Consider the following 22,598-nt stretch of genomic DNA (forward strand, 5'->3'; position numbering starts at 1 on the left):
CTCAGTGCCGGTTCGCGTTGCGGGCGGCGCCGCGGTGGGCCGGGACCGTCGTGGGATCCTCGGGCCAGGAGTGCTTGGGATAGCGGCCTCGCAGGTCCGCGCGGACCTGCGACCAGCCCGTGCGCCAGAAGGAGGCCAGATCGGCGGTGACCGCGACGGGGCGCTGGGCCGGGGAGAGCAGGTGCAGCAGGATCGGGACGCGGCCGTCGGCCAGGCGGGGTGCGTCGGCCCAGCCGAAGATCTCCTGAACCTTCACCGCGAGCACCGGTTGTTCGGCGGAGTAGTCGAGCCGGGGAGCGCTGCCGGAGGGTACCGAAAGGCGTTCGGGCGCAAGCTCGTCCAGCCGCGCGGCCGCGGGCCAGGGCAGCAGGCGGCGCAGTGCGTGTCCGGCGTCGATGCGTTCGAGGTCCGCGCGGCGGCGTGCGGTGGCGAGGTCCGGGCCCAGCCAGGCGTCGGTGTCGGCGAGCAGGGCCTCGTCGTCGACCGCGGGCCAGGGCGCGCCGAGGGTGCGGTGCAGGAAGTTGAGGCGGTCGCGCAGGGAGCGTGCGTCCGGATTCCAGTGCAGTACACCGAGACCCGATGAACGCAGGCCGGAATACACGGCCGCGCGGACCAATCGAGGATCCGGTTCGCGAATCGGTCTTTCCGACAGCACGATCGAGCCGAGTCGTTCCGTTCGGCGGGCCACCACGTCGCCGTCGACCCAGTCCACCTCGTCGGCAGTGGTCAGGAGGTTGGGCGCGGCATCGCGGGCCAGTCGTTCGTCGGCCACCGCGGCCAGTCGGACGAGCCCGTCGGAGCGGCCGGGATCCCGGGTCGCCACGGCGACGGCGAGCCACTCGGCGTCGCCCAGGCCCGAGCCTGGCGGCAGCGTGACCGCGGTGCCCCCAGCCATGAGATAGCTCGACGAGCCCGCGGCGCGGCGTCGTGCCAGTCGTTCCGGATGTGCCAGTGCGACAACGAAAGCGGGGTCGTCGGTGCCGGAACAGCGGTCGTCTCGGGTACCCTCCGTCGCGCCGCCTTTATCGCTGGTCGCGCCGCGCGATGCTCGACCCGACCCCGCGTCTTCGCTGCCCGGACTCCGGGTGCGAGGACTGTTCTGCGTGGAGTGAGCCTCGGTGCGCCGATCGCGCCCGGTCGACGGCCCGACGTCCGTTGCCGGCGCGCCCCGGGGGCCGTCGGCCGCTTGCTCGGCGAGTCGGGTGAGCCGCTCGACCTCGCGGACCCAGCGGGCGGGTCGTTCCCGGCGCAGCGTGCGCAGGCCGGATGCGAGATCGACTGCCGAGGTGAGGGTGTCGTCGTCGAGCATGGTGACGACCTCGGCCGCAGTACGGGCGCCCACCTCGGCCGCACCGTCCAGCAACGCTCGTGCGAGGCGGGGGTGCAGGCCCACCCGCGCGAGCCGTTGCCCGTGTTGGGTGACTGTGCCGTCGTCGTCCACAGCCTCCAAGGCGCGCAAGACATCTCGGCCCGCGGCCAGGCCGCCGGACGGCGGCGCATCCCACCAGGCCAGGGCGGTGCCGTCCGGGGTGCCCCAGCAGGCGAGCTCGAGGGCGAGACGGGTCAGGTCGGCCGTGCGGATCTCCGGCTCCGGGTAGGCGGGCAGAGTGGAATGTTCGTGCTCGGGCCAGCATCGCCAGGCGTGGCCGGGGGCCTCGCGCCCGGCGCGTCCGGCGCGCTGTTCGGCGACCGCCGCCGAAACGCGAACCGTGGCAAGGCCGGACAGTCCGCGGCCGCGGTCGATGCGCGGCACGCGAGAGAGTCCGGAGTCCACTACGGCACGCACTCCCGGCACGGTCAGGCTGGATTCGGCCACCGCGGTCGACAGCACCACCCGTCGCCGGGGGCCCCGACGCAGTGCGTCGTCCTGCCCTCCGGCGGACAGTCGGCCGTGCAGCGGCACCACGTCCACGTCGTGCAGATCGGCGAGTTGCTGTGCGGTGCGCCGGATTTCGGCGGCGCCGGGGAGGAATGTCAGGACGTCGCCGGATGTTTCGGCGAGTGCGGCCCGCACCGCGCGGGCCACCTGAGCCTCGATGCGTTCGCGGGGGAGCGGGGGAAGGTACGAGATCGGCACCGGGTAGGTCCGCGCGTGCACCTCGAGGACGGGCGCGCGGTCGTCCTCGCCCAGCAGCGTCGCGAGCCGGTCGGCGGCGACGGTCGCGGAGGTGGCCAGCACCCGGAGTTCCGGCAGCAGCCCGGCGCGGGCGTCTAGGAGCAGCGCCAGCAGCAGGTCGGCGTCGAGATGCCGTTCGTGGCACTCGTCGAGGATCACCGCGTCGACCCCGGCCAGTTCGGGATCGCCCTGCAACCGGCGTACCAGCAGCCCGGAGGTGACGACCTCGATCCGGGTGCCCGCGCTCACCCGTCGATCCCCGCGCACCGAATAGCCAACGGTCCGGCCCACCGGCTCACCCAGCAGTGCGGCCATGCGCGCGGCCGCCGCCCGAGCGGCCAGCCGCCGCGGCTCGGCCACGACCACCCGCCCGGTCATCGAGGCTGCGAGCGCCAGCGGCACCAGGGTCGTCTTGCCCGTGCCCGGCGGCGCGACCAGCACCGCGGTGTGCCGCTCGCGCAGTGTCGCGACGATCCGGTCGAGCGCACCCCGCACCGGCAGATCGGGAAGTTCGGGCAGTTCCATCGCCGACCAGTCTGCCGGGCGGCCCTCTGCGCACGGAAGTCGGTCGGCACGGTACGGATCTCCGCCGGCGACCCGCCCGTCGATCGGTCAGTAGAGCTCGACCTCCCAGGTTTCCAGTTCCGGCTCGCCCGGCGGGAGTTCGCCGGTGCAGTACCGGTACAACCAGGCCGCCGCGCGGCGCTCGGCATACTTCTCGTTGACCGGCTCGCCCGCGTCGTCGAGCTCCAGGACGTTGGCGAAGATTGCGAAACACGTCTCCATCTGCGACGGCGAATCGCGCAGCTCGTCCCAGTAGTCGACACCGGTGAGCATGGGGTGGCCGACGGAGCCCCGGGCGACCCATCCGGCGAATCGCCTGATCGCCCCAGACGCGCCGGCGCCTATCCGAGCAGTCACCGGCGGACTGTATCGCGCGGATCGATGTCGGTCGTGCATGTGAGATCTCGGCGAGATAAACGGGCGTGAGCCGGGGCGGGCGCATCGCCTACGATTCCACCAGCGACAATGTCAGCAAGAGGTACGAGGACAGACCCGGACGCAGGGGAGAGACGAACCATCGTGGCGCAGGACAACGCAGCCGACAAGGACCCGGCACAGCAGGCGGCGCTCAGCGAAGAGTCGCTGAGCGCGGCGGCCGAGGCGGCGGAGAAGGCTTTTGCCGCGGCCGCGGACCTCGATGCGCTCGCGGCCGCGAAGACCGAGTACATGGGCGGTAAGTCGCCGATCTCGCTGGCGCAGCGCTCGCTGGGCAGCCTGCCCAAGGAGGAGAAGTCCGAGGCCGGCAAGCGCGTCAACGTGGCGCGTTCCCGGGTCAGCGCGGCCTTCGAGGCCCGCCGGGCCGAGCTGCTCGCCGAGCGCGACGCCGCCGTGCTGGTCGCCGAGGCCATCGATGTGACGCTGCCCGCCCGGCGCGCCGCGGTCGGCGCCCGGCACCCGATCACCGCGATCTCCGAGCGCGTGGCCGACGTGTTCGTCGGGATGGGCTGGGAGGTCGCCGAGGGGCCCGAGGTCGAGACCGAGCACTTCAACTTCGACGCGCTGAACTTCCTGCCCGACCATCCGGCGCGCACCATGCAGGACACCTTCCACCTCGCGCCGGAGGGCTCGCGGCAGGTGCTGCGCACTCACACCTCGCCGGTGCAGGTGCGCTCGATGCTCTCGCGCGAGCTGCCGATCTATGTGGTGTGCCCGGGGCGTACCTTCCGCACCGACGAGCTCGACGCCACGCACACCCCGGTGTTCTCTCAGGTGGAGGGCCTGGCGGTGGACAAGGGCCTGACGATGGCGCACCTGCGCGGCACCCTGGACGCCTTCGCCCGGGCGCTGTTCGGCCCCGACACGCGAACCCGCATGCGGCCCAACTACTTCCCGTTCACCGAGCCCTCGGCCGAGGTGGACGTGTGGTTCCCGGACAAGAAGGGCGGGGCCGGCTGGGTGGAGTGGGGCGGCTGCGGCATGGTCAACCCGAAGGTGCTGATCGCCAGCGGGATCGACCCCGAGGTGTACAGCGGCTTCGCCTTCGGTATGGGTCTCGAGCGCACCCTGCAGTTCCGCAACGGTATTTCCGATATGCGCGACATCGTCGAGGGCGACGTGCGATTCACCCTGCCCTTCGGCATCCAGTCCTGACACCGGCCCCCGCAACACCGGGCACACGAGAAAGCGAAACGTCCAGTGCGAGTAGCGCAGTCCTGGCTGACCGAAATCCTGCAGCGCACCACCCCCGGCTGGTCGGTGACGCCGGAGGAGCTCGACGCGGGCTTCGTCCGGGTCGGCCTGGAGGTCGAGGAGCTCGACAAGCTCGAGCGCATCACCGGCGCGATCGAGCATCCGCTCGTCGTCGGCCGCGTCGCGGAGATCACCGAACTGACCGAGTTCAAGAAGCCGATCCGGTTCTGCAAGGTCGACGTCGGGAACCCGGATCTGCAGGAGATCGTCTGCGGCGCCCGCAATTTCGCCGTCGGTGACCTGGTCGTGGTGGTGCTCCCGGGCGGTGTGCTGCCGGGCGGCTTCGAGATCAGCTCGCGCAAGACCTATGGGCACACCTCGAACGGCATGATCTGCTCGGTCGCCGAACTCGGTATCGGCAAGGACCATTCGGGCATCCTGGTGCTCGAGCCGGGTACCGCCGAACCCGGCGCGGACGCGAACGAGCTACTGGGCCTGGACGATACGATCGTCGAGCTCAACATCACCCCCGACCGCGGCTACTGCTTCTCGGTGCGCGGGCTGGCGCGCGAGCTCGCCTGCGGTTTCGATCTGGAGTACGCCGACCCGGCCGCCCGGACGCTGCCCGACGACGAGGCCGAGGCGTGGCCGATCAAGGTCGAATCCGACTCCGGCTGCACGCGTTTCGCGGCGCGCCGGGTGACCGGCATCGACCCCACGGCGATGAGCCCGTGGTGGCTGCAGCGCCGGCTGCTGCTGGCCGGGGTCCGCCCGATCTCGCCCGCGGTCGATGTCACCAACTACGTGATGCTCGAGCTCGGGCAGCCGCTGCACGCGTTCGACGCCTCGAAGGTCAACGGGCCGTTGGTGGTTCGCAAGGCCAACACCGGCGAGACGCTGCGCACCCTGGACGAGTCCGAGCGGGTGCTGGACGGCGAGGACACCGTCATCGCCGACGATTCGGGCGTGATCTCGCTGGCGGGTGTCATGGGCGGCGCCACCACCGAGGTGAGTTCGGACTCGACCGATATCCTGCTCGAGGCCGCGACCTGGAATCCCCTCGCGGTCTACCGCACCGGCCGCCGCCACAAGCTGAGCTCGGAGGCCGGCAAGCGCTACGAGCGCGTGGTCGACCCCGAGGTGAACGTCGCCGCACTCGATCGCGCCGCCTCGCTGCTGGCCGAGATCACCGGCGGCACAATCGAACCCGCGCTGACCGACGTGCGCCTGCCGGTCGATCCGGCCGCGCCGATCCACATGGATCTGGATCTGCCCGACCGCACCGCCGGAGTGAGCTACCCGACCGGGACCGCGGCGCGGCGTCTGGCCCAGATCGGCTGCGCGGTCGACGTCGATGTCAGCGAGTCCGGGCACGGCCAGCTGGTGGTGACCCCGCCGAGCTGGCGGCCCGATCTGGCCCAGCCCGCCGATCTGGTGGAGGAGGTGCTGCGCCTCGAGGGTCTCGAGCAGATTCCGTCGGTGCTGCCGACCGCCCCCGCCGGCCGCGGGCTCACCGCCACCCAGCGCCGCCGCCGCGCGGTCAGCCGGGCGCTGGCGTTCTCCGGCTGCGTCGAGGTGCCCGCGCCGATCTTCCTGCAGGCCGGGGCGTTCGACACCTGGGGCCTGCCCGCCGGCGATCCGCGCCGGGCCACCATGCGCGTGCTGAACCCGTTGGACGTCGAGCGGGCCGAGCTGGCCACGACGCTGCTGCCGGGTCTGCTGGAGGTGGCCGCCCGCAACATCTCCCGCGGCGAGCGGGACCTGTCGATCTACGGCATCGGCCAGGTCGTGCTGCCGGGGCCCAACACCCGTCCGGTCGACGCGCTGCCGGTGGACCGGCGGCCCAGCGACGCGCAGATCGCGGAGCTGATCGACTCGCTGCCCACGCAGCCGGTGCACGTCGCCGCCGTGCTGACCGGGCGCCGCGAGCCGCGCGGCCCGTGGGGGCCCGGCCGGGCCGCGGAGGCCGCCGACGCCTTCGCCCTGGCCGACGCGGTCGCCGAGGCCGCCGGGGTGACCATCGAGCGCCGGGCGGCGGCCTATCTGCCGTTCCATCCGGGGCGCTGCGCCGAACTCCTCGTCGAGGGCGTCGTGGTCGGGCATGCGGGCGAGCTGCATCCCGCGGTGCTGGAGCGGGCTGGCCTGCCGCCGCGCACCTGTGCGGTGGAGCTGGACCTGGACGCCCTGCCGCTGCGCGAATCCCGGCCCGTGCCAACGGTTTCCCCGTTCCCGGCGGTGCTGCAGGACGTCTCGGTGAGCGTCGAGCGTGCGGTGCCCGCCGCCGCGGTCGAATCCGCGCTGCGCTCCGGCGCCGGTGAGCTGCTGGAGGACATCGCGCTGTTCGATGTGTACGAGGGCGCGCAGGCGGGCGAGGGGCGCACCTCGCTCACCTATGCGCTGCGCTTCCGTGCCACGGATCGGACGCTGACCGAGGACGAGGCGAGTGCGGCGCGCGACGCTGCGGTGGCGGCGGCATCCGCGTCGGTGGGAGCGGTGTTGCGCGGATAGTCGGTCGGCGGAATCGATTCGGCCGCCGGCCGTGTCGATTCGGCCGGGTTCGGTGCGTCGAAGTCGATGAGCCCGGTGAGCGTCACCGGGCCGATAGCGAGGAGCCGAGCATTGACAACATCAGCCCAGCCCACCGCCGCCGCTCCGAAGGCGCGCCTGCTCATCCTGTGGGATACGCCCTCGGACGCCGAGGCATTCGAACGGCACTACCGCGAGGTGCACATACCGCTGGCGAACCAGCTCCCGGGCCTGCGTCGATACACCCGGAGCCATGCTCCCACGGCGGTGCACGGCGACTCGTGCTACATGGTCGCCGCACTCGATTGGGATGATCGCGCGGCCCTGGATGCGGCCCTCGCGTCGGAGGCCGGGCAGGCGACCGGCGCCGACGTTGCGAATCTGACCCGCTACGCCGGGATCCACAGCATGATCCTGGATCTCGCCGACGTGTAAGCCGCGTCGGACGGCCCGCCGAGATACCGTGCGCTGCATGGGCGGTGGGGAGCGACTGCCCGATCACGGATGGAGCGCGCCCGGAGGGGATGTGCCTGGGCGGATGTGCCGCGCGATCCGCCCCGGCCGGCGGGCTCGCCGGTCCGCGCGGAGACGGACATGCCGACACGGACATATCTGTTGGGTACGAGGCGCGCAACGCCGTGCGGTTAAGCTCGGCCGGGTGAGTGTGTCCTGGAATCTCGTGCACCGCGTGGCCGTCTGCGCGGCGGTGCTGCTGGTGGCGGCCGGATGCGGACAGCAGCAGACCCGATCCGCAAGTGCCGTGCCTACGACCACGGTCGCACCGGCACATTCCGTGACCGCGCGACCGGTCGACTTCGGCCCGGGAAGTGCGGGGGCCGGGCTGCCCGCCGGGGTGCCCGTGCCGCCGCCGGGCACCGATCAACTGCTGACCGTGCTGGTGTCGGGGCCGGGCAGCACCACCGGGACCCTGCAGGGCTGGCAGCGCTCGGGCGGCGGCTGGACCAGCGCCGTCGGGCCGGTGTCCATCCGGGTCGGGACCGCCGGGGTGGGGCCGACGCACGAGGGGATGAACCGCACACCGGTGGGCACGTTCGGGCTGCCCTCGGCGTTCGGGCGGGAGCCGAATCCGGGTACGAGGCTGCTCTACCGGCAGATCGGCACCAGCGACTGGTGGGTGAGCGATCCGAAGAGTTCGCAGTACAACACCTATCAGCACTGCGCCCCGGGTACCTGCCCGTTCGACGAGCGCGACGGCGAGAACCTGGGCCAGGCCGGCACCAGTTACGACTATGCGATCGTGATCGGCTACAACACCGCGCCCGTCCGGCCCGGGGCGGGCTCGGCCTTCTTCGTGCACGTGGACGCGGGTATTCCGTCGGAGGGATGCGTCGAGACGCCGCGCGCCTCGGTGGTCGCCCTGCTGAAATGGCTGGATCCGGCGCAGCATCCGAACATCACCATCGCGTACCACTAGCGCGGCCTGGACAATGACTCGTATGCGACACCCGGCGACGCCGATCCTGAATGCGCTCACGTTCATGCCGGAGCGGCAGATCACCGTGACGCCGGCGGGGTTCGGGGTCGACTACGAGGACCTGTATTTCACGGCCGCCGACGGCACGCGGATCAACGGGTGGTTCGTGCGTGCGGCGAATGCCCGTCCCGCCGGATCCCCGCTGGGCCACGTCCTGTTCGCGCACGGCAATGCGGGCAATATCGGGGATCGCTCGCCGGTGCTCGCGCTGCTGGCCGCCGTCGGATTCGACGTGCTGGTCTTCGACTACCGCGGCTTCGGGCGCAGCGGCGGGCGCCCCAGTGAGCGCGGGGTCTACCTCGATGCGCACGCCGCGCGCGAGACGCTGCTCGCACAACCCGGGGTCGATCCGAATCGGGTTGTTTACCTGGGCAAATCGCTGGGCGGTGGGGTGATGACGGAGCTGGCCACACGCTACCCGCCCGCCGCGCTGATCCTCATGTCCACCTTCACCGGCCTGCGCGACGCGGCCGGGGTGGTCTACCCCTATCTGCCGAGACCCTTTGTGCCCGATGCATTTCCGAATCTGCGCCGGATCCGGTCGATGCGCAGCCCGGTGCTGATCATGCACGGCGACAACGACGAACTGCTGCCGGTCCGCATGGCGCGCGAATTGTACGAGGCCGCACCGGAACCCAAGCGGCTGCACATCTATCCGGGTGGGTGTCACAACGATCTGATCCTGATCCCGAGCTGGGCGCCGACGGTGGCGGAGTGGGTGTCCTCGGTGCTCGATGATGCCTCGGCGGTCCCGGAGTAGATCCGCGAGGCCCAATGGCAGGTTCGCGCACCCGGCGCGTCCGGCCCGGGGCGGGTGATTCTGCGTAGCCTGGGATACATGTCCGAACTGACGGATCTGGCGGCCATTCTCGCCGTGCTGCCGGACGAGGATCTGCTGAGCGTCGTGACGGCGGCGACCACGGGGCGGCCCGGCCTGGAACCGCTGCATCTGGTGGCGGTGGAGTTGTCCGCCCGGACCGGCCATGCGGGCCCGGAGTCCGATGTGACGTCGGACACGAGCCCGGCCGCCGAGGTCGCGGGCGGTCGCGCGGTGACCCCGTTCGACCAGCCGGGTCCGGTCACCGGAGCCGTCCTGACGCCGACCGGGTTCCCGGGCACCGGCTACTCGGATTCCGGTGTCCCTACTTTCGAGTCAGTTCGCGATAAGGTCGAGCGGCGCTTCGGTACCGCGCAGGGAATGGGCGAGCTCTCGGCGCAGACACCGGTGGGCCGCGGCGCGCAGGAACAGTGGCAGGCGCGGCAGAAGGCCGCGCGGGAACGCCTGGACGAGATCCGGAAGTCGATGCACCGCAACGACTCCGACCAGACGGGCGGTCCAGGAGAGACGAACTAGGGGAACGAATGGCCCAGCCGCGCGAAATCGCCGAGCGCCTGCTCGATGCGCAAGTGGACTTCCTGCTGGCGGAGGTGAGCGGCGACCGGTTCGCCGAGGTGATCGCGCGCGATGTGGAGGCCGTGATCGGCGTCGCGGACACCATGATCTTCCGCGACATCGTCGGCGTCGAGGATGCCCGGCAGACCGTGCGCACCGTGGTCGACCGGATCGGCGGCAGTCCGGTGATCGCGGATTCGGTGGGTGTGTTCGCCGATGCGATCTACGACAACATCGCCCGCAACGAGGATTACACGCTCGGTGACGTCGTGGAGCGCGAACCGGTGGAGGCGCTGCTGGAGAAGATCTTCGGCATGCACCAGGCCCAGGAGCGGATCTTCGAGCGCCTGACCGAGAGCCCGCTGGTCGCGACCGTCGCGTCGAAATTCGTGGACAAGCTGATCGACGACTTCATGGAGTCGAACCGGCAGATGGCCGCCAAGATTCCCGGCGTGGGATCGCTGGTCTCCTTCGGCGCCTCGGCGGCCAAGACGGCGCGCAAGGCGGCCGAGAAGGCCGCCGACGGCACCTTCATCGGCGAAATGGCCGGCAAGGGTGCGCAATACGCGCTCAAGCGCACCAACAATGCCATCCGCGAAATGCTCCGGGACGCGCCCGTGCACAGCGCGGCGATGGAATTCTGGGATCTGCACGCGGGTGAGCCCGTGAGCGGCCTGCGCGACTACCTGTCCCGGCAGGACCTGCGCGAGCTTGCCCAGATCGTGCACCGGATCGCGATCACCACCCGGGACAAGGAATACTTCGGCCTGCTCCTGGACGAATGCGTCGAGGTGTTCTTCACCAAGTACGGTGACCACACCCTGGCCGCGCTGCTGCCCGAACTCGGCCTGGACGCCGAGGACATCCAGGCCGAGATCCTGCGCTACGGCCCGGCGGTCGTCGAGGCCGCCAAGCGTAACGGCGTGCTGGCCAAGCTGATTCGGGAACGCCTGGAGCCGTTCTACACCTCGGACGCGGTGCTGGAGATTCTGGGCGCTGCCACGGCCTGAGACGAAAAGGACTGCGGCCCACCGTTTTCCGGCCGGGCCGCGGGGCCCGGCGTTCTATTGCGTGACGATCGCGACGGCGTCGATCTCCACGAGCATCTCCTCGCGGGGCAGGCCGGTGAAAACCGTTGTGCGCGAGGGAAGCACGCCGCAGGTGGTGTGCTCCTCGACGAACTTTCCGTACGCGTCGTTCATGGTCGCGAAGTCCTCGCGCTTGGTGAGGTAGACGCGCAGCATCACCACATCGTCGAAGCTCGCGCCCGAGGCGTCCACGATCGCCTTGACGTTCTGCAGGGTGCGCGTGGTCTGCGCGGCCACATCGCCCGGATACAGGTACTCGTTGGTGGCCGGGTCGACCGGGCCCTGGCCGGAGACCTGCACGAACGGACCCTTGCGCACGCCCTGGGAGAACGTGTGCGCGGGGGCGGGGGCGTCGGTGGTGTGGACGGCGGTCTTATCGGTCATGAAATGCCTTTCGTGAGTGGGGATTTCGAGTGGGATGCGGGGCGCGGGCTCCAGCCCAGCTCGGTCGAGATGGCCTCGGCCGTGGCATGCACGCGCGGCAGCAGGCCCAGCACCTGCTCGTGGTCCAGCAGCAGATCCGGAACCGACACCGACAGCGCGGCCACGACCGCGCCGGTGCCGTCGCGCACCGGGACGCCGATGCAGTTGACGAAGCTCTCGTGCTCCTCGTGGTCCTCGGCGAAGCCCTGGGCCGCAACGAGTTCCAGCTCGGCCAGGTACCGCTCCGGCGTGCGGATCGTGCGCTCGGTGAACTTGTGGTAATCCAGCCGCTCGGCGATCGCTCGCCATTGCTCGCGCGGATGCGCCGCGACCAGTACCTTGCCCACGGCCGTGCAGTGCAGCGGCGCCGGGCGCCCGACCCGCGAGTACATGCGCACGCTCTGGGTGGCGTCGAGCTTGTCGATGTAGATCGCCTCGCCCGATTCGTAGGTCGCCAGGTGCACGGTCTGCCCGGTGTCGGCGTTGAGCGCCTCCAGGTGGGGGCGGCCCAGCGTGCGCACGTCGCGGCGCTCGAGCGCGTGGTTGGCCAGCTCGAACAGCCGCGAGCCGAGCGTGTACCGGTGTGCCGCGTCGTGGGTGACGAAGCGGTCGGCCTGCATGGTCTGCAGCAGCCGCAGCACCGTCGACTTGTGCACGCCCAGGTGGGCGGCCAACTGGTCCAGGGTCTTCGGGTCCTCGCCGAGTTCGATGAGGATCGTCAACGCGCGTTGCAAGCTCTGACTCATGACGCCTCCTCGGATGTCACCGCAATCCACCGCATCGCGGCCCACCCCGAAGCGGTTGCCGCGGCGGCGGATTCGAGCACGGCGGGCGGGGGCAGCTCGGCCACGTCGCCGGTGCCGGTGAGCGCGGCCGCGGCGCACAGATGGCCGTAGCGCAGCAGCTGTTCGTGCGGACGTCCCTGCAGCAGCGCGGCCAGGTAGCCACCGGCGAACGCGTCGCCCGCGCCGATCGCCTCGGTGACCTCGAGGCGCAGCGCGGGCACCTCGAGGCGCAGCGCACCGAGGAAACCGGTGACCGAATGCCCGCTGTTCTTCACCACGAGATGCCGTGGCTGCGGGAACATCTCGCGCAGCCGTTCCGGATCGCCGGTGCCGAACACCTCCTGCGCCTCGTCGGCACCCAGGAACGCCACGTCGCTACCGCGCAGCTGGCGTGCCAGCGTATCCGCGGCGTTCTCCTCGCGCCGGATCCACAGTGCCGGACGGTAATTCAGGTCGAAGCTGATCAACCGCTCGCGCCGCGGCAGGGCGGTGAGCGCATCGGTGAGCGCGGTCGCCGACGGGGACAGTGCGGTGGTGATGCCGGTGAAGTGGATGAGCTCACACTGTTCCAGCAGCCCGTTACCGGCATCGAGGTCCGTGGGTGAGAGGGCGCTGGCGGCGGATCCGGTGCGGTAGTAGAGCATTCGGCTCGCCCCGGCGGCCAGATCGGCCGGATGCGACGATCCGCCGCCGCGCTCCTTGACGTAGAGACCGGTCGGCCGGGCCGAGTCTGTGTACACCGCGGAGGTGTCCACCCCGCGCTCGCGCAGGTGGCGAACCAGGTAGCGGCCGAATCCGTCGTCACCGACCCGCGACACCCAGGCGGTGCCGATGCCGAGCTGGGTCAGCGCGGTCGCGACGTTCAGCTCCGCCCCACCGGCGGTGCGATCGAAGGTGGGGGAGTCCTCGAGCGGGCCCGGCCGCGCGACCAGCACGGCGAGCCCCTCGCCCACGGTGATCGCCCGTATGCGGGGCGGCGTAGGCCAGATCACAGCCGTCTCCTTCGGATGCTTGCGACTATCGGTCATCACGTGCAGAATAACCACGGAAAACACGATGTGCAATATGCGTTGCAGATTGTGCAATAGCTGGACCGTATGACGTTCAGCCTACGAGGGAAGGAGTGTCGTGGCGATCGACGGCGACCTGCAGACCATCGACTCGGCGAAGGTGGCGGCCCTGCACGACCGGGTGCTCGGGCCCGAGCACAAATCGCTGCCGCCCGCGGCCTGGGGTTTGTCCGCGCGCGAATTCCTCGCCACCGCACCTCATCTGGACGATCTCGAGACCCCGGTGCTGACCATCGATCGCGCCGCGGTGGATGCGAATATCGCGGTGATGGCGGAGTGGGCGGCCGGCGCGGGGGTCCGGCTGGCGCCACACGGCAAGACCACGATGTCCCCTCAGCTGTGGGGCGAACAGCTCGCGGCCGGCGCCTGGGGGATCACCCTGGCCACGGGCTGGCAGGTGCAGGTGGCGCGGTCGTTCGGTGTCGCCCGCATCGTGCTCGCCAACGCCCTGGTCGACCCCGTCGGATTGGCCTGGCTCGCAGCCGAACTCGATCGCGATCCCGGTTTCGAGTTCTACAGCTGGGTCGACAGCGTCGCGACGGTGGAGGCCATGGACGGCCACCTGACCGGAGCCCCCGCGGGCGTGCGCGTGCCGGTGCTGATCGAACTGGGCGGCACCGGCGGGCGCACCGGTGCCCGTGGCGTCGAGGAGGCCCTGGCCGTCGCGGCGGCGGTGCGGAGTTCGGCGCGGCTCGAACTGGCCGGCGTCGGCGGCTACGAGGCCGCCTTGGCGCACGACCGCCGCCCGGACGCGGTCACCACCGTGCGCGACTACGTCGACGATCTGGCCCGCCTGCACCGCGAACTCGCCGCCGGGTACGAACGCCCCGCGATCGTGACCGCAGGCGGCAGCGCCTACCAGGATCTGGTCGTGGAGCGCCTGGCCGGCCTGGCCGACGAGCGCGGCGAGCACGGTCCCGCCACGACCGTGGTGCTGCGGTCGGGCGCGTACATCATCCACGACGACGGCTTCTACTCCGGCATTTCGCCGCTGGCCACCTCGCGCACCGAGCACCCGCTGCGCTCGGCCATGCACGGGTGGGCGCGCACGGTGTCCCGGCCGGAGCCGGGGCTGGCGCTGCTGGACGCCGGAAAGCGGGACCTGCCGTTCGATGAGGGGCTGCCGGTACCGCAACGGCTTTCGACGGGCCGGGGGCAGGAAGGGATGCCGAACGCGGCGCTGGTGTCCGCGCTCAACGATCAGCACGCCTTCCTGCGCCTGCCCGAGGGCGGCGAGGTGCCCGTCGGCAGCGTGGTGCGGCTGGGCCTGTCGCATCCGTGCACGGCCTTCGACAAGTGGCGGCTGATCCCGGTCGTCGACGACGCCGGCGCCGACCGTCCGCGCGTGATCGACTTGCTGCACACCTTCTTCTAGCGGGAGCGAACGAAGATGGGCAGCTTGCTGATTCGTGGCGTCGACATCGTCGACGGGACGGGGTCCCCCCGCTTCCGGGGCGACGTCTCGGTGGTCGGCGGCCGGATCACCGAGATCGCCGGGCCCGGCACCGTCGCCGGGGTCGAGCGCGTCATCGAAAGCGAATCTCTGGTGCTGGCACCGGGTTTCATCGATATGCACGCCCACTCCGATCTGCACCTGCTCACCGATCCGGGGCACTTCCCGAAGGTCAGCCAGGGCGTCACCACCGAGGTGATCGGCCAGGACGGGCTGTCCTACGCGCCCGTCGACGAGGCTGCCCTGGCAGTGCTGCGCCGCCAGATCGCCGGGTGGAACGGCAATCCCGTGGATCTGGACCTCTCCTGGCGCACCGTCGGGGAATACCTGGACCGGCTGGACGCGGGCATCACGCCGAACGCCGCCTACCTGGTGCCGCAGGGCACGCTGCGGTTGCTCGTCGTCGGCCCGGACAAGCGCCCGGCGACCGCCGCGGAGATCGACCGGATGGCCGAGCTGCTCGCGCAGGGGCTGGCGCAGGGCGCGGTCGGCATGTCCAGCGGCCTGACCTACACGCCCGGAATGTACGCCGGCACTTCGGAACTGGCGGCGCTGTGCCGGGTGGTCGCGGCGGCGGGCGGATTCTATGCCCCGCATCACCGCTCGTACGGCGCGGGCGCGCTGGACGCCTATGCCGAGATGATCGGCCTGGCCCACGACACCGGCTGCGCGGTACATCTCACGCACGCGACGATGAACTTCGCCGAGAACCGCGGGCGCGCACCGGAACTGCTCGCGATGATCGACGCCGCGCTCGCCGAGGGCTGCGACATCACCCTGGACACGTACCCGTATCTGCCCGGCTCGACGACCCTCTCGGCGTTGCTGCCCAGCTGGGCGTCCTCGGGCGGGCCGGATGCGGTGCTGGCGCGCCTGGACGATCCCGGCGAGCGGGAGCGCATCGTCGCCGACGTGACGGTCAGCGGCTCGGACGGGTGCCACGGGGTGACAGTCGACTGGGAGACCATTCAGATCAGCGGTGTCGCCCATGCCGGACTGGATCGGTACGCCGGGCGCACGATCGCCGCGATCGCCGCGGCGGAAGGCGTTGCGCCCGTGGACGTCTTCTTCGATCTGCTGCGCCGCGACGAACTGGCCACCACGATCCTGCAGCACGTGGGCCACGAGGAGAACGTGCGCGCCATCATGCGGCACCCGCGCCACATGGGCGGCAGCGACGCGCTGCTGGTCGGGGAGCGGCCGCATCCGCGGGCCTGGGGCACGTTCCCGCGCTACCTCGGGCACTACGTGCGCGAGCTGGGCGTGCTCGGGCTCGAGGAGTGCGTACACCACCTGACCGGCAGCCCGGCCGGGCGGCTGCGGCTGCGCGAGCGCGGCCTGATCCGGCCCGGCTACGCCGCGGATCTGGTGCTCTTCGACCCCGAAACCGTCCGCGACACTGCCACTTTCGACAATCCCAAACAGCAGGCCCGCGGTATCGAGTACGTGATCGTCAACGGCGAGTTCGCGATCGACGCCGGCAAGCCCACCGGCGCGCTGGCCGGTCGCGCGCTGCGTATGGACCCGACTCTGAAGGAGACACGTTGACCACCGCCATGGATGTCATCCGCGCCGACCGGGTGCTCACCGTCGTGCGCGCACCGCGGATACCCGATGCGAAGGCACTGGCCGAGGCGCTGGCCGGCGCCGGAATCCGCGCGGTGGAACTGACCTTCACCACGCCCGGCATTCTCGACGCCCTGGCCGCGGCGGCGGCCGCCGAGCAGGCGGTGGTCGGCGCGGGCACGGTGCTGACCGCGGAGCAGGCCGAACAGGCCATCGGCAGCGGCGCCCGGTTCCTGGTCACCCCGGGACTGCGGCCCGACGTGGCCCATGCGGCCGCGCGGCACGACATTCCGGTCGTGATGGGCGCTTTCACCCCGAGCGAGGTGATGGCCGCCCTGGACATGGGCGCGGCGGCGGTGAAGATCTTCCCGGCCCGCGCGCTGGGGCCCGGCTACCTGAAGGATCTGCGCGGACCCTTCCCGGACGCGGAACTGATCCCGTCCGGCGGCGTCAACGCGGGTAATGCCGCGGAGTTTCTCGCCCACGGCGCGGTGGCGGTCACGGCCGGCACCGACGTCGTCGCACCCACCGATGTCGCGGCGGGCCGATGGTCCGACATCGCCTCGCGCGCGGCATCTTTCGTTCGATCCATGAAGTGAGGCAAGTATGTCCGTCACCGTCGACTGGCTACGCACGAGCACACCCGGACTACTGATACTGTGCGGTCTCGCAATCGCGGTACTGCTGGTCGCGATCATCCGGTTCAAACTCGAGCCGTTCATCGCGCTGCTCCTGACGGGCCTGCTGCTGGCGCTGGCCGCCGGGCTGCCGGTGTCCAAGATCGTGGGCACCCCGCTGAAATCCTCGGATTCCATCCTGGAGACCGGATTCGGCAGCATCCTGGGCCACATCTCGGTGATCATCGGCCTCGGCACGGTGCTCGGCGCGATCATGGAACGCTCCGGCGGCGCGGATGTCCTGGCCGAGCGGCTGCAGAAAATATTCGGGCGCAAGGGCGCTCCGATCGCCATGGGACTGATGGGCCTCATCTTCGGTGTCCCCGTGTTCTTCGACATCGGCATCTTCGTGCTCGCCCCGCTGGTCTACGTGGCCGCCAAGCGCGGCGGCGGGTCGCTGGTGCTGTACGCGATGCCGATGGTCGCGGGCCTGTCCATGACACACGCGTTCCTGCCGCCGCACCCGGGCCCGGTGGCCCTGGGCGGGCTGATGGGGGTCAGCCTGGGCTGGCTGATCATCATGGGACTGATCTGCGGCATACCGGGATTCATCGCGGCGGGCCTGGTCTGGGGCACCTTCATCGGCAAGCGGATCGTGGTGGACGTGCCCGCCGAGTTCACCGTGCAGGCCGCGGCGACGGAGCCGGATTCGGAATCCGATGCGGCGCAGCGCAAGCCGCCATCGATCGCGCTGATCGGCGGCATCATCGCCATTCCGCTGGTGCTGATCCTGGGCGCGACCTTCGGCAGCCAGCTGCTGCACAAGGGCTCCCGGCTGCTGGAAGTGCTGACGTTCCTGGGCAATCCGGCCGTGGCGCTGCTGATCGCGGTGCTGTTCGCGTTCTATATGCTCGGCCTGCGGCGTGGATCGACGGTGCAGCAGCTCGGCGCGCTCACCGCGGAATCGCTGCGGCCGGTGGGCATGCTGCTGCTGGTGATCGGAGCGGGCTCGTTCTTCGGGGCGGTCATCTCGGCCACCGGCATCGGAAAGGTGCTGGCGCACACCATGTCCGAGGCCGGGCTGCCGGTGATCGTGATGGCCTACATCATCAGCTGCGGCCTGCGGATCGCGCAGGGCTCGGCGACGGTGGCCATCGTGACGACGGCGGGCATCGTCGGACCGCTCGTGGCCGGGCACGGATACTCCGAGATGTCCGTCGCGCTGATCGCCATGGCGATCAGCGCGGGATCGATCATTCTGAGCCACGTCAACGACGGCGGCTTCTGGATGGTCTCGAAATTCTTCAACCTGTCGGTGAAGCAGACGCTGCAGACCTGGAGCGTGCTGGAAACCGTGCTGTCGGTGGTGAGCTTCGCGGTCGCGGCCGTGCTGTTCGCGATCGTCAGCTGAGGAGTCCCGGACGCTAGGCGTCGGCGGTCTTCGGCTCGGTGCCCAGGCCGCCGAACATCTTCCGCTTGAGCGGAGGGATGGCCTCGACCACGCGGAACATCGTGCGGCCCAGGGCGCGGCCGACGCGGCTGGTCGACACCGACTGCTCGGCGGTCTTCAGTGAGGCACGCACCGCGGCGAAGCCGTAGCCGATCATCTCCGCCTCGTATTCGTGCAGCGCGTTCAGCAGCTCGCGCTCGCCGCGGGCGACCGCGACCAGGCGATCGCGCAGCTCGTGCGCGTCGCGCAGGGCCACGTTCGCGCCGATCCCGCGGAACGGGGTCATGCTGTGGATGGCGTCGCCGAGCAGCGTGACGTTGGTGGTCTCCCACGCTGGCACCGGGACCGAGGTGCGAATCGGCAACAGCGTGACCGTCTCTGGAGCGGTGCCGGTGATCAGCTCGCGGAGTTCGGGGGACCACTCCGCGGTGAGCCGGTCGGCCAGGTCCTGAAGTTCCTTGGGCTCCAAGGAGTCCAGCTCGCGATCGACCGGGTAGTCGGAGCGGCGCGCGGCATAGCTCCACAGTACGTAGGGCTCGGTGTTGTCGAACAGTGCGCCCGGATTCAGTTCGGCCGCACCGTCGTTGCCGCCGATGCCGCCGAGCGCGGAATCCGGCTTCTCGAAAACATGCGGGGCGACGAACATTCCGCCCGTCCGGGCGGGCATGACCGAGACCGGGGCTACCTGCAGACGCGGCGCGAGACGCTGGCGTCCCTCCGGGGTGAGCATGTATTTGCCCGCGATGCAGGCGATTCCGGTGTCGACCCGCTCGGCGTGCGGCAGCAGCTGGGCGCGTACCCGGGAGGTGGCGCCGTCGGCCCCGACGAGCACGTCGCCGACCGCCGTTGTCCCGTCGGCGAACTGGGCCTCCACCCGGCCGTCATCCAGCCGCCGGTAGCCGGTGATCGCCTTGTCGTAGTGCACGATGCCGTCCAGATCGGACAGCAGGACCTGGCGCAGGGTGATGCGGCTGACGCCGAAGTTGCGGTCGACGTCGTCGCCGGTGGTCGCGCCCTCGATCGCGTCCATGTCGAGCTCGAGCAGCATGTCGAGCTGTTCGGTGGCGAAACCGAAGCCGAACTCGCGGTCCATGTTTCCGGCGCCGGCCACGAACGCGCGATACAGATGCGCGGGCAGCAGTTCGTGCAGCGCCCGGCTGCCGCGCGGGCTGATGTGAATGCGGAAGCCCTGCAGCCGGTCGGTGCGGTGCCGGTCGCGTTCGTAGACCGCGACACTGACACCGGCGCCACGCAGGCCGTGGGCCAGCGCGAGGCCGCCGATGCCGCCGCCCGCGATGATGACGTGCAGAGATGCGTTGTCGGACATGGTATTACCCCAATCAATCCTGACTCCAGCGGAAATGCCGGCGCCTGCGTCGCGCGGCCTGCTGCTCCGCGCCGTGATGTGCCCAGTCCTGGATGAGCTGGGTGAGTAGCCGGGTCAGGGCCACCACGTCGTCCGCGGACCAGTCGGCGATGACCGCCCCGAAGACCTCTTCCCCGGCCGTGAGGAACTGCCGTAGTTCCTCACGGCCGACGTCGGTGGCCGCGAGCAGCACCGCTCGCCGATCCGCCGGATCCGGCTCGGTGGTCACCAGGTCGGCCTCGGCCAGCGCCTTGATATGCCGCGTGACCGAGGAGGGGAGGGCCCCCAGCCGCTCGGCCACCTCGCCCGCGCGGAGCGGGCCGTGGTCGACGGCCAACTGCAAGACACCCAGCCGGACCGGATCGAACGCCCGCGCCTGCCCCCGGCGATTGGCCTCGGCGAACAGGTTGACGGTGCGAGCGAGCTCCGAGATCTGGTCTTTGTTTGCTTGCATGAAACAACAGTAGATTACTTGCTCCAGTGAAACAAGTATTTTTTCCGGCCCTGCCGATGAATGGGATTGCACGATCGTGCATAATCATCACATGGCGGATACCTCGAGTGGGCCCGTGCTGCGGGTCGCGGTGGCTGGTGCGAGCGGATATGCGGGCGGTGAGGTCCTGCGACTGCTGCTGGGGCACCCTGAGTACCGAGCCGGGCGCCTCGAGATCGGGGCGCTGACCGCGGGATCCAATGCCGGCACCGCGCTGGGTGAGCTGCAGCCACATCTGCTGCCCCTGGCCGACCGCGTGCTCACCGAGACCACCCCGGAGATCCTGGCCGGGCACGACGTGGTGTTCCTGGGCCTGCCGCACGGGCAGTCGGCCGCGATCGCGACCGCGCTGCCCGAATCGACCGTGATCATCGACTGCGGCGCGGACTTCCGGCTCACCGACGCCGCGGCCTGGGAGAAGTACTACAAGACCCCGCACGCGGGCAGCTGGCCCTACGGGCTGCCCGAGCTGCCCGGCGCCCGCGAGGGACTGCGTGGCGCGACCCGGATCGCGGTGCCGGGCTGCTATCCGACGGTGTCCAGCCTGGCGCTGGCGCCCGCGGTCGCCGCCGGAATCGTCGAGCCGAGCGTGAACATCGTTGCGGTGAGCGGTACCTCGGGCGCGGGCCGGAAACTCGATGTGGGGCTGCTGGGCTCGGAGGTGATGGGCTCGGCGCGGGCCTACGGCATCGCGGGCGCGCATCGGCACACCCCGGAGATCGCGCAGAACCTGAAGGCCGCCGCCACGAGCTCGACGGCGGGACGCGAGTTCGACTGCGCCGGTGCGGATATCGCGGTGTCGTTCACTCCCGTGCTCGCGCCGATGGCGCGCGGCATCCTGGCCACCTGCACCGCGCCGACGCTCGTCGATGCCGCGCAGGCCCGGGCGGTGTACGAGAAGGCCTATGCCGACGAGCCGTTCGTGTACCTGCTGCCGGAGGGACAACTGCCGCAGACGGGTTCGGTGCTGGGCTCCAACGCCGTCACCCTGCAGGTCACCGTCGACGCCGACGCCGGGCTGCTGGTGGTGATCGGCGCGATCGACAACCTGACCAAGGGCACCGCGGGCGCCGCGGTGCAATCGATGAACCTGGCGCTCGGCTACGACGAGACCGCCGGACTTTCCACCGTAGGAGTGGCACCGTGACATCGACCGACAGACTTCTCCGGTCCCAGGGTGTGACCGCACCGCTGGGCTTTCGCGCCGCAGGGAATGACACTGCCGCGCTTCCCACCGTAGGAGTGGCATCGTGACTTCCGTTGACAAGCTCGTCCGGTCCCAGGGTGTTACCGCACCCCTGGGTTTCCGCGCCGCAGGTATTGCGGCGGGCATCAAGAAGAGCGGAAAGCCGGACCTGGCACTGGTATTCAACGAGGGGCCGGAATGCGCCGCAGCCGGTGTGTTCACCCGCAACAAGGTCAAGGCCGCGCCCGTGCTGTGGTCGCAGCAGGTGCTCACCGGCGGGCGGCTGCGCGCGGTGATCCTCAATTCCGGTGGCGCCAACGCCTGCACGGGCCCGGGCGGTTTCCAGGACACCCATGCCACCGCCGAGGAACTGGCAAAGGCATTGAGCAACTGGGGAACCGACACCGGGGCGGGCGAGATCGCGGTCTGCTCAACCGGTTTGATCGGCGACCGGCTGCCGATGGACAAGCTGCTGCCCGCGGTCACCGAGATCGTGCACGAGATGGGCGGCGGGCTCAACGGTGGCACCGACGCCGCGCACGCCATCATGACCACCGACACGGTCCCCAAGGAGGCCGCCTACCACCATCACGACAAGTGGAACGTGGGCGGCATGGCCAAGGGCGCGGGCATGCTGGCGCCCTCGCTGGCGACCATGCTGGTGGTGCTCACCACCGACGCGGTGGCCACCCCCGAACAGCTCGACGCCGCGCTGCGCAAGGCGACCGCGCGCACCTTCGACCGCCTGGATGTCGACGGCTCCTGCTCCACCAACGACACCGTGCTGCTGCTGGCCAACGGCGCCAGCGCCGTCGCGCCGTCCCAGGACGAGCTCGACGCCGCGGTGCTGGCCGTCTGCGACGATCTGGCCGCCCAGCTGATGGCCGACGCCGAGGGTGTCACCAAGCGGGTGCAGGTCACCGTGCGGGGCGCGATCGACGAGGACCAGGCCCTGATCGGCGCCCGCGCCGTGGCCCGCGACTCGCTGGTCAAGACCGCGTTCTTCGGCTCGGATCCGAACTGGGGCCGGGTGCTGGCGGCGATCGGCATCGCGCCGATCGAGCTGGATCCGGACCGGATCTCGGTGTCGTTCAACGGAAGTCCGGTGTGTGTCGACGGCATGGGTGCGGCGGGCGCGCGTGAGGTCGATCTGTCCGGCCCGGATATCCACGTCGTGATCGACCTCGGCCTGCACGAGGGCGAGGCCACCATCCGCACCACGGACCTCTCGCACGGGTACGTGGAAGAGAATTCGGCGTACAGCTCGTGAACGGAGCGAAGCGGAGTGAACCAATGAGCCAGCACGCCCCGGGCACGATGGAGCCGAGCGCCAGCGAGGCGGAGTCGTGAACGGAGCGAAGCGGAGTGAACCGATGAG

At 70.5% G+C, this 22,598-nt stretch carries 20 protein-coding genes; 13 read left to right on the plus strand and 7 right to left on the minus strand.

What is annotated here, in order from left to right; translation table 11 throughout:
- Position 1: 1 nt before the first annotated feature.
- A complete protein-coding gene (locus tag KO481_RS35920; protein WP_215922982.1) occupies positions 2–2,641 on the minus strand; it encodes an ATP-dependent RNA helicase in 2,640 nt (879 codons plus the stop codon).
- 87 nt (positions 2,642–2,728) lie between these two features.
- Complete coding sequence (locus tag KO481_RS35925; RefSeq protein ID WP_308166907.1) at positions 2,729–3,037, minus strand: DUF7677 family protein; 309 nt, start codon at positions 3,035–3,037, stop codon at positions 2,729–2,731.
- 162 nt (positions 3,038–3,199) lie between these two features.
- Here KO481_RS35925 and pheS point away from each other — a divergent pair, with 162 nt between their 5' ends.
- The 7 genes from pheS (at position 3,200) to KO481_RS35960 (ending at position 10,733) form a co-directional block, all read left to right on the plus strand.
- Complete coding sequence (pheS, locus tag KO481_RS35930) at positions 3,200–4,270, plus strand: phenylalanine--tRNA ligase subunit alpha (RefSeq protein WP_215922983.1); 1,071 nt, start codon at positions 3,200–3,202, stop codon at positions 4,268–4,270.
- A gap of 45 nt (positions 4,271–4,315) precedes the next feature.
- Complete coding sequence (pheT, locus tag KO481_RS35935) at positions 4,316–6,817, plus strand: phenylalanine--tRNA ligase subunit beta (protein ID WP_215922984.1); 2,502 nt, start codon at positions 4,316–4,318, stop codon at positions 6,815–6,817.
- A gap of 111 nt (positions 6,818–6,928) precedes the next feature.
- Positions 6,929–7,270 carry an EthD family reductase gene (locus tag KO481_RS35940; protein ID WP_215922985.1) on the plus strand — a complete coding sequence of 114 codons (342 nt, stop codon included), beginning with the start codon at positions 6,929–6,931 and terminating at the stop codon, positions 7,268–7,270.
- Positions 7,271–7,493: 223 nt separating this feature from the next.
- Positions 7,494–8,270, plus strand: coding sequence for a L,D-transpeptidase family protein (locus KO481_RS35945; RefSeq protein ID WP_215922986.1), 777 nt, complete (start codon positions 7,494–7,496; stop codon positions 8,268–8,270).
- A gap of 22 nt (positions 8,271–8,292) precedes the next feature.
- Positions 8,293–9,090 carry an alpha/beta hydrolase gene (locus tag KO481_RS35950; RefSeq protein ID WP_215922987.1) on the plus strand — a complete coding sequence of 266 codons (798 nt, stop codon included), beginning with the start codon at positions 8,293–8,295 and terminating at the stop codon, positions 9,088–9,090.
- 78 nt (positions 9,091–9,168) lie between these two features.
- Positions 9,169–9,684, plus strand: a complete 516-nt coding sequence (locus KO481_RS35955) for a hypothetical protein (RefSeq protein WP_215922988.1) — start codon at positions 9,169–9,171, stop codon at positions 9,682–9,684.
- Between the two features lie 8 nt (positions 9,685–9,692).
- Positions 9,693–10,733 (plus strand): hypothetical protein, encoded by a 1,041-nt coding sequence (locus tag KO481_RS35960; RefSeq protein WP_215922989.1) that lies wholly within the window; start codon positions 9,693–9,695, stop codon positions 10,731–10,733.
- A 54-nt stretch (positions 10,734–10,787) separates the two neighbouring features.
- On the opposite strand, the gene KO481_RS35965 is transcribed toward KO481_RS35960, so the two are convergent.
- The 3 genes from KO481_RS35965 to KO481_RS35975 are packed head-to-tail and all read right to left on the minus strand — an operon-like array spanning position 10,788 to position 13,047.
- The gene (locus KO481_RS35965) at positions 10,788–11,195 is read right to left on the minus strand and encodes a RidA family protein (RefSeq protein ID WP_215922990.1); all 408 of its coding nucleotides are present in this window, start codon (positions 11,193–11,195) and stop codon (positions 10,788–10,790) included.
- Positions 11,192–11,980, minus strand: coding sequence for an IclR family transcriptional regulator (locus tag KO481_RS35970; protein ID WP_215922991.1), 789 nt, complete (start codon positions 11,978–11,980; stop codon positions 11,192–11,194). Before KO481_RS35970 ends, KO481_RS35965 begins: the two co-directional genes overlap by 4 nt.
- Positions 11,977–13,047 (minus strand): sugar kinase, encoded by a 1,071-nt coding sequence (locus tag KO481_RS35975; protein WP_215922992.1) that lies wholly within the window; start codon positions 13,045–13,047, stop codon positions 11,977–11,979. Before KO481_RS35975 ends, KO481_RS35970 begins: the two co-directional genes overlap by 4 nt.
- A gap of 100 nt (positions 13,048–13,147) precedes the next feature.
- Between KO481_RS35975 and KO481_RS35980 the strand changes: the two genes are divergently transcribed.
- The 4 genes from KO481_RS35980 to KO481_RS35995 are packed head-to-tail and all read left to right on the plus strand — an operon-like array spanning position 13,148 to position 18,136.
- Positions 13,148–14,464, plus strand: a complete 1,317-nt coding sequence (locus tag KO481_RS35980; RefSeq protein ID WP_372452172.1) for an alanine racemase — start codon at positions 13,148–13,150, stop codon at positions 14,462–14,464.
- A gap of 15 nt (positions 14,465–14,479) precedes the next feature.
- Positions 14,480–16,090 (plus strand): N-acyl-D-amino-acid deacylase family protein, encoded by a 1,611-nt coding sequence (locus tag KO481_RS35985; protein ID WP_215922993.1) that lies wholly within the window; start codon positions 14,480–14,482, stop codon positions 16,088–16,090.
- An 8-nt stretch (positions 16,091–16,098) separates the two neighbouring features.
- Positions 16,099–16,707: a bifunctional 4-hydroxy-2-oxoglutarate aldolase/2-dehydro-3-deoxy-phosphogluconate aldolase gene (locus tag KO481_RS35990; protein WP_215923068.1), complete on the plus strand. Its 609-nt coding sequence runs from the start codon at positions 16,099–16,101 to the stop codon at positions 16,705–16,707.
- Positions 16,708–16,714: 7 nt separating this feature from the next.
- Positions 16,715–18,136 carry a GntP family permease gene (locus tag KO481_RS35995; protein WP_215922994.1) on the plus strand — a complete coding sequence of 474 codons (1,422 nt, stop codon included), beginning with the start codon at positions 16,715–16,717 and terminating at the stop codon, positions 18,134–18,136.
- Positions 18,137–18,149: 13 nt separating this feature from the next.
- On the opposite strand, the gene KO481_RS36000 is transcribed toward KO481_RS35995, so the two are convergent.
- Together KO481_RS36000 and KO481_RS36005 are read right to left on the minus strand one after the other, a co-directional pair.
- A complete protein-coding gene (locus tag KO481_RS36000; RefSeq protein WP_215922995.1) occupies positions 18,150–19,502 on the minus strand; it encodes an FAD-dependent oxidoreductase in 1,353 nt (450 codons plus the stop codon).
- Between the two features lie 13 nt (positions 19,503–19,515).
- Positions 19,516–19,995 (minus strand): MarR family winged helix-turn-helix transcriptional regulator, encoded by a 480-nt coding sequence (locus KO481_RS36005; protein ID WP_215922996.1) that lies wholly within the window; start codon positions 19,993–19,995, stop codon positions 19,516–19,518.
- A gap of 91 nt (positions 19,996–20,086) precedes the next feature.
- Here KO481_RS36005 and argC point away from each other — a divergent pair, with 91 nt between their 5' ends.
- Positions 20,087–21,181 (plus strand): N-acetyl-gamma-glutamyl-phosphate reductase, encoded by a 1,095-nt coding sequence (gene argC / locus KO481_RS36010; protein WP_215922997.1) that lies wholly within the window; start codon positions 20,087–20,089, stop codon positions 21,179–21,181.
- 103 nt (positions 21,182–21,284) lie between these two features.
- A complete protein-coding gene (gene argJ / locus KO481_RS36015) occupies positions 21,285–22,490 on the plus strand; it encodes a bifunctional glutamate N-acetyltransferase/amino-acid acetyltransferase ArgJ (protein WP_308166908.1) in 1,206 nt (401 codons plus the stop codon).
- The last annotated feature ends 108 nt before the right edge of the window (positions 22,491–22,598 follow it).

Origin of the sequence: Nocardia albiluteola (assembly GCF_018860155.1) — a bacterium.
Lineage (GTDB): Bacteria > Actinomycetota > Actinomycetes > Mycobacteriales > Mycobacteriaceae > Nocardia > Nocardia albiluteola.

Coding starts and splice junctions, on each gene's coding strand:
- KO481_RS35995 (WP_215922994.1), top strand. CDS start 16,715: ATGTCCGTCACCGTCGACTGGCTACGCACGAGCACACCCGGACTACTG.
- KO481_RS35920 (WP_215922982.1), bottom strand. CDS start 2,641: ATGGAACTGCCCGAACTTCCCGATCTGCCGGTGCGGGGTGCGCTCGAC.
- KO481_RS35955 (WP_215922988.1), top strand. CDS start 9,169: ATGTCCGAACTGACGGATCTGGCGGCCATTCTCGCCGTGCTGCCGGAC.
- KO481_RS35985 (WP_215922993.1), top strand. CDS start 14,480: ATGGGCAGCTTGCTGATTCGTGGCGTCGACATCGTCGACGGGACGGGG.
- KO481_RS35970 (WP_215922991.1), bottom strand. CDS start 11,980: ATGAGTCAGAGCTTGCAACGCGCGTTGACGATCCTCATCGAACTCGGC.
- KO481_RS35990 (WP_215923068.1), top strand. CDS start 16,099: ATGGATGTCATCCGCGCCGACCGGGTGCTCACCGTCGTGCGCGCACCG.
- KO481_RS35965 (WP_215922990.1), bottom strand. CDS start 11,195: ATGACCGATAAGACCGCCGTCCACACCACCGACGCCCCCGCCCCCGCG.
- argC (WP_215922997.1), top strand. CDS start 20,087: ATGGCGGATACCTCGAGTGGGCCCGTGCTGCGGGTCGCGGTGGCTGGT.
- KO481_RS35975 (WP_215922992.1), bottom strand. CDS start 13,047: ATGACCGATAGTCGCAAGCATCCGAAGGAGACGGCTGTGATCTGGCCT.
- KO481_RS35950 (WP_215922987.1), top strand. CDS start 8,293: ATGCGACACCCGGCGACGCCGATCCTGAATGCGCTCACGTTCATGCCG.
- KO481_RS36005 (WP_215922996.1), bottom strand. CDS start 19,995: ATGCAAGCAAACAAAGACCAGATCTCGGAGCTCGCTCGCACCGTCAAC.
- KO481_RS35960 (WP_215922989.1), top strand. CDS start 9,693: ATGGCCCAGCCGCGCGAAATCGCCGAGCGCCTGCTCGATGCGCAAGTG.
- KO481_RS36000 (WP_215922995.1), bottom strand. CDS start 19,502: ATGTCCGACAACGCATCTCTGCACGTCATCATCGCGGGCGGCGGCATC.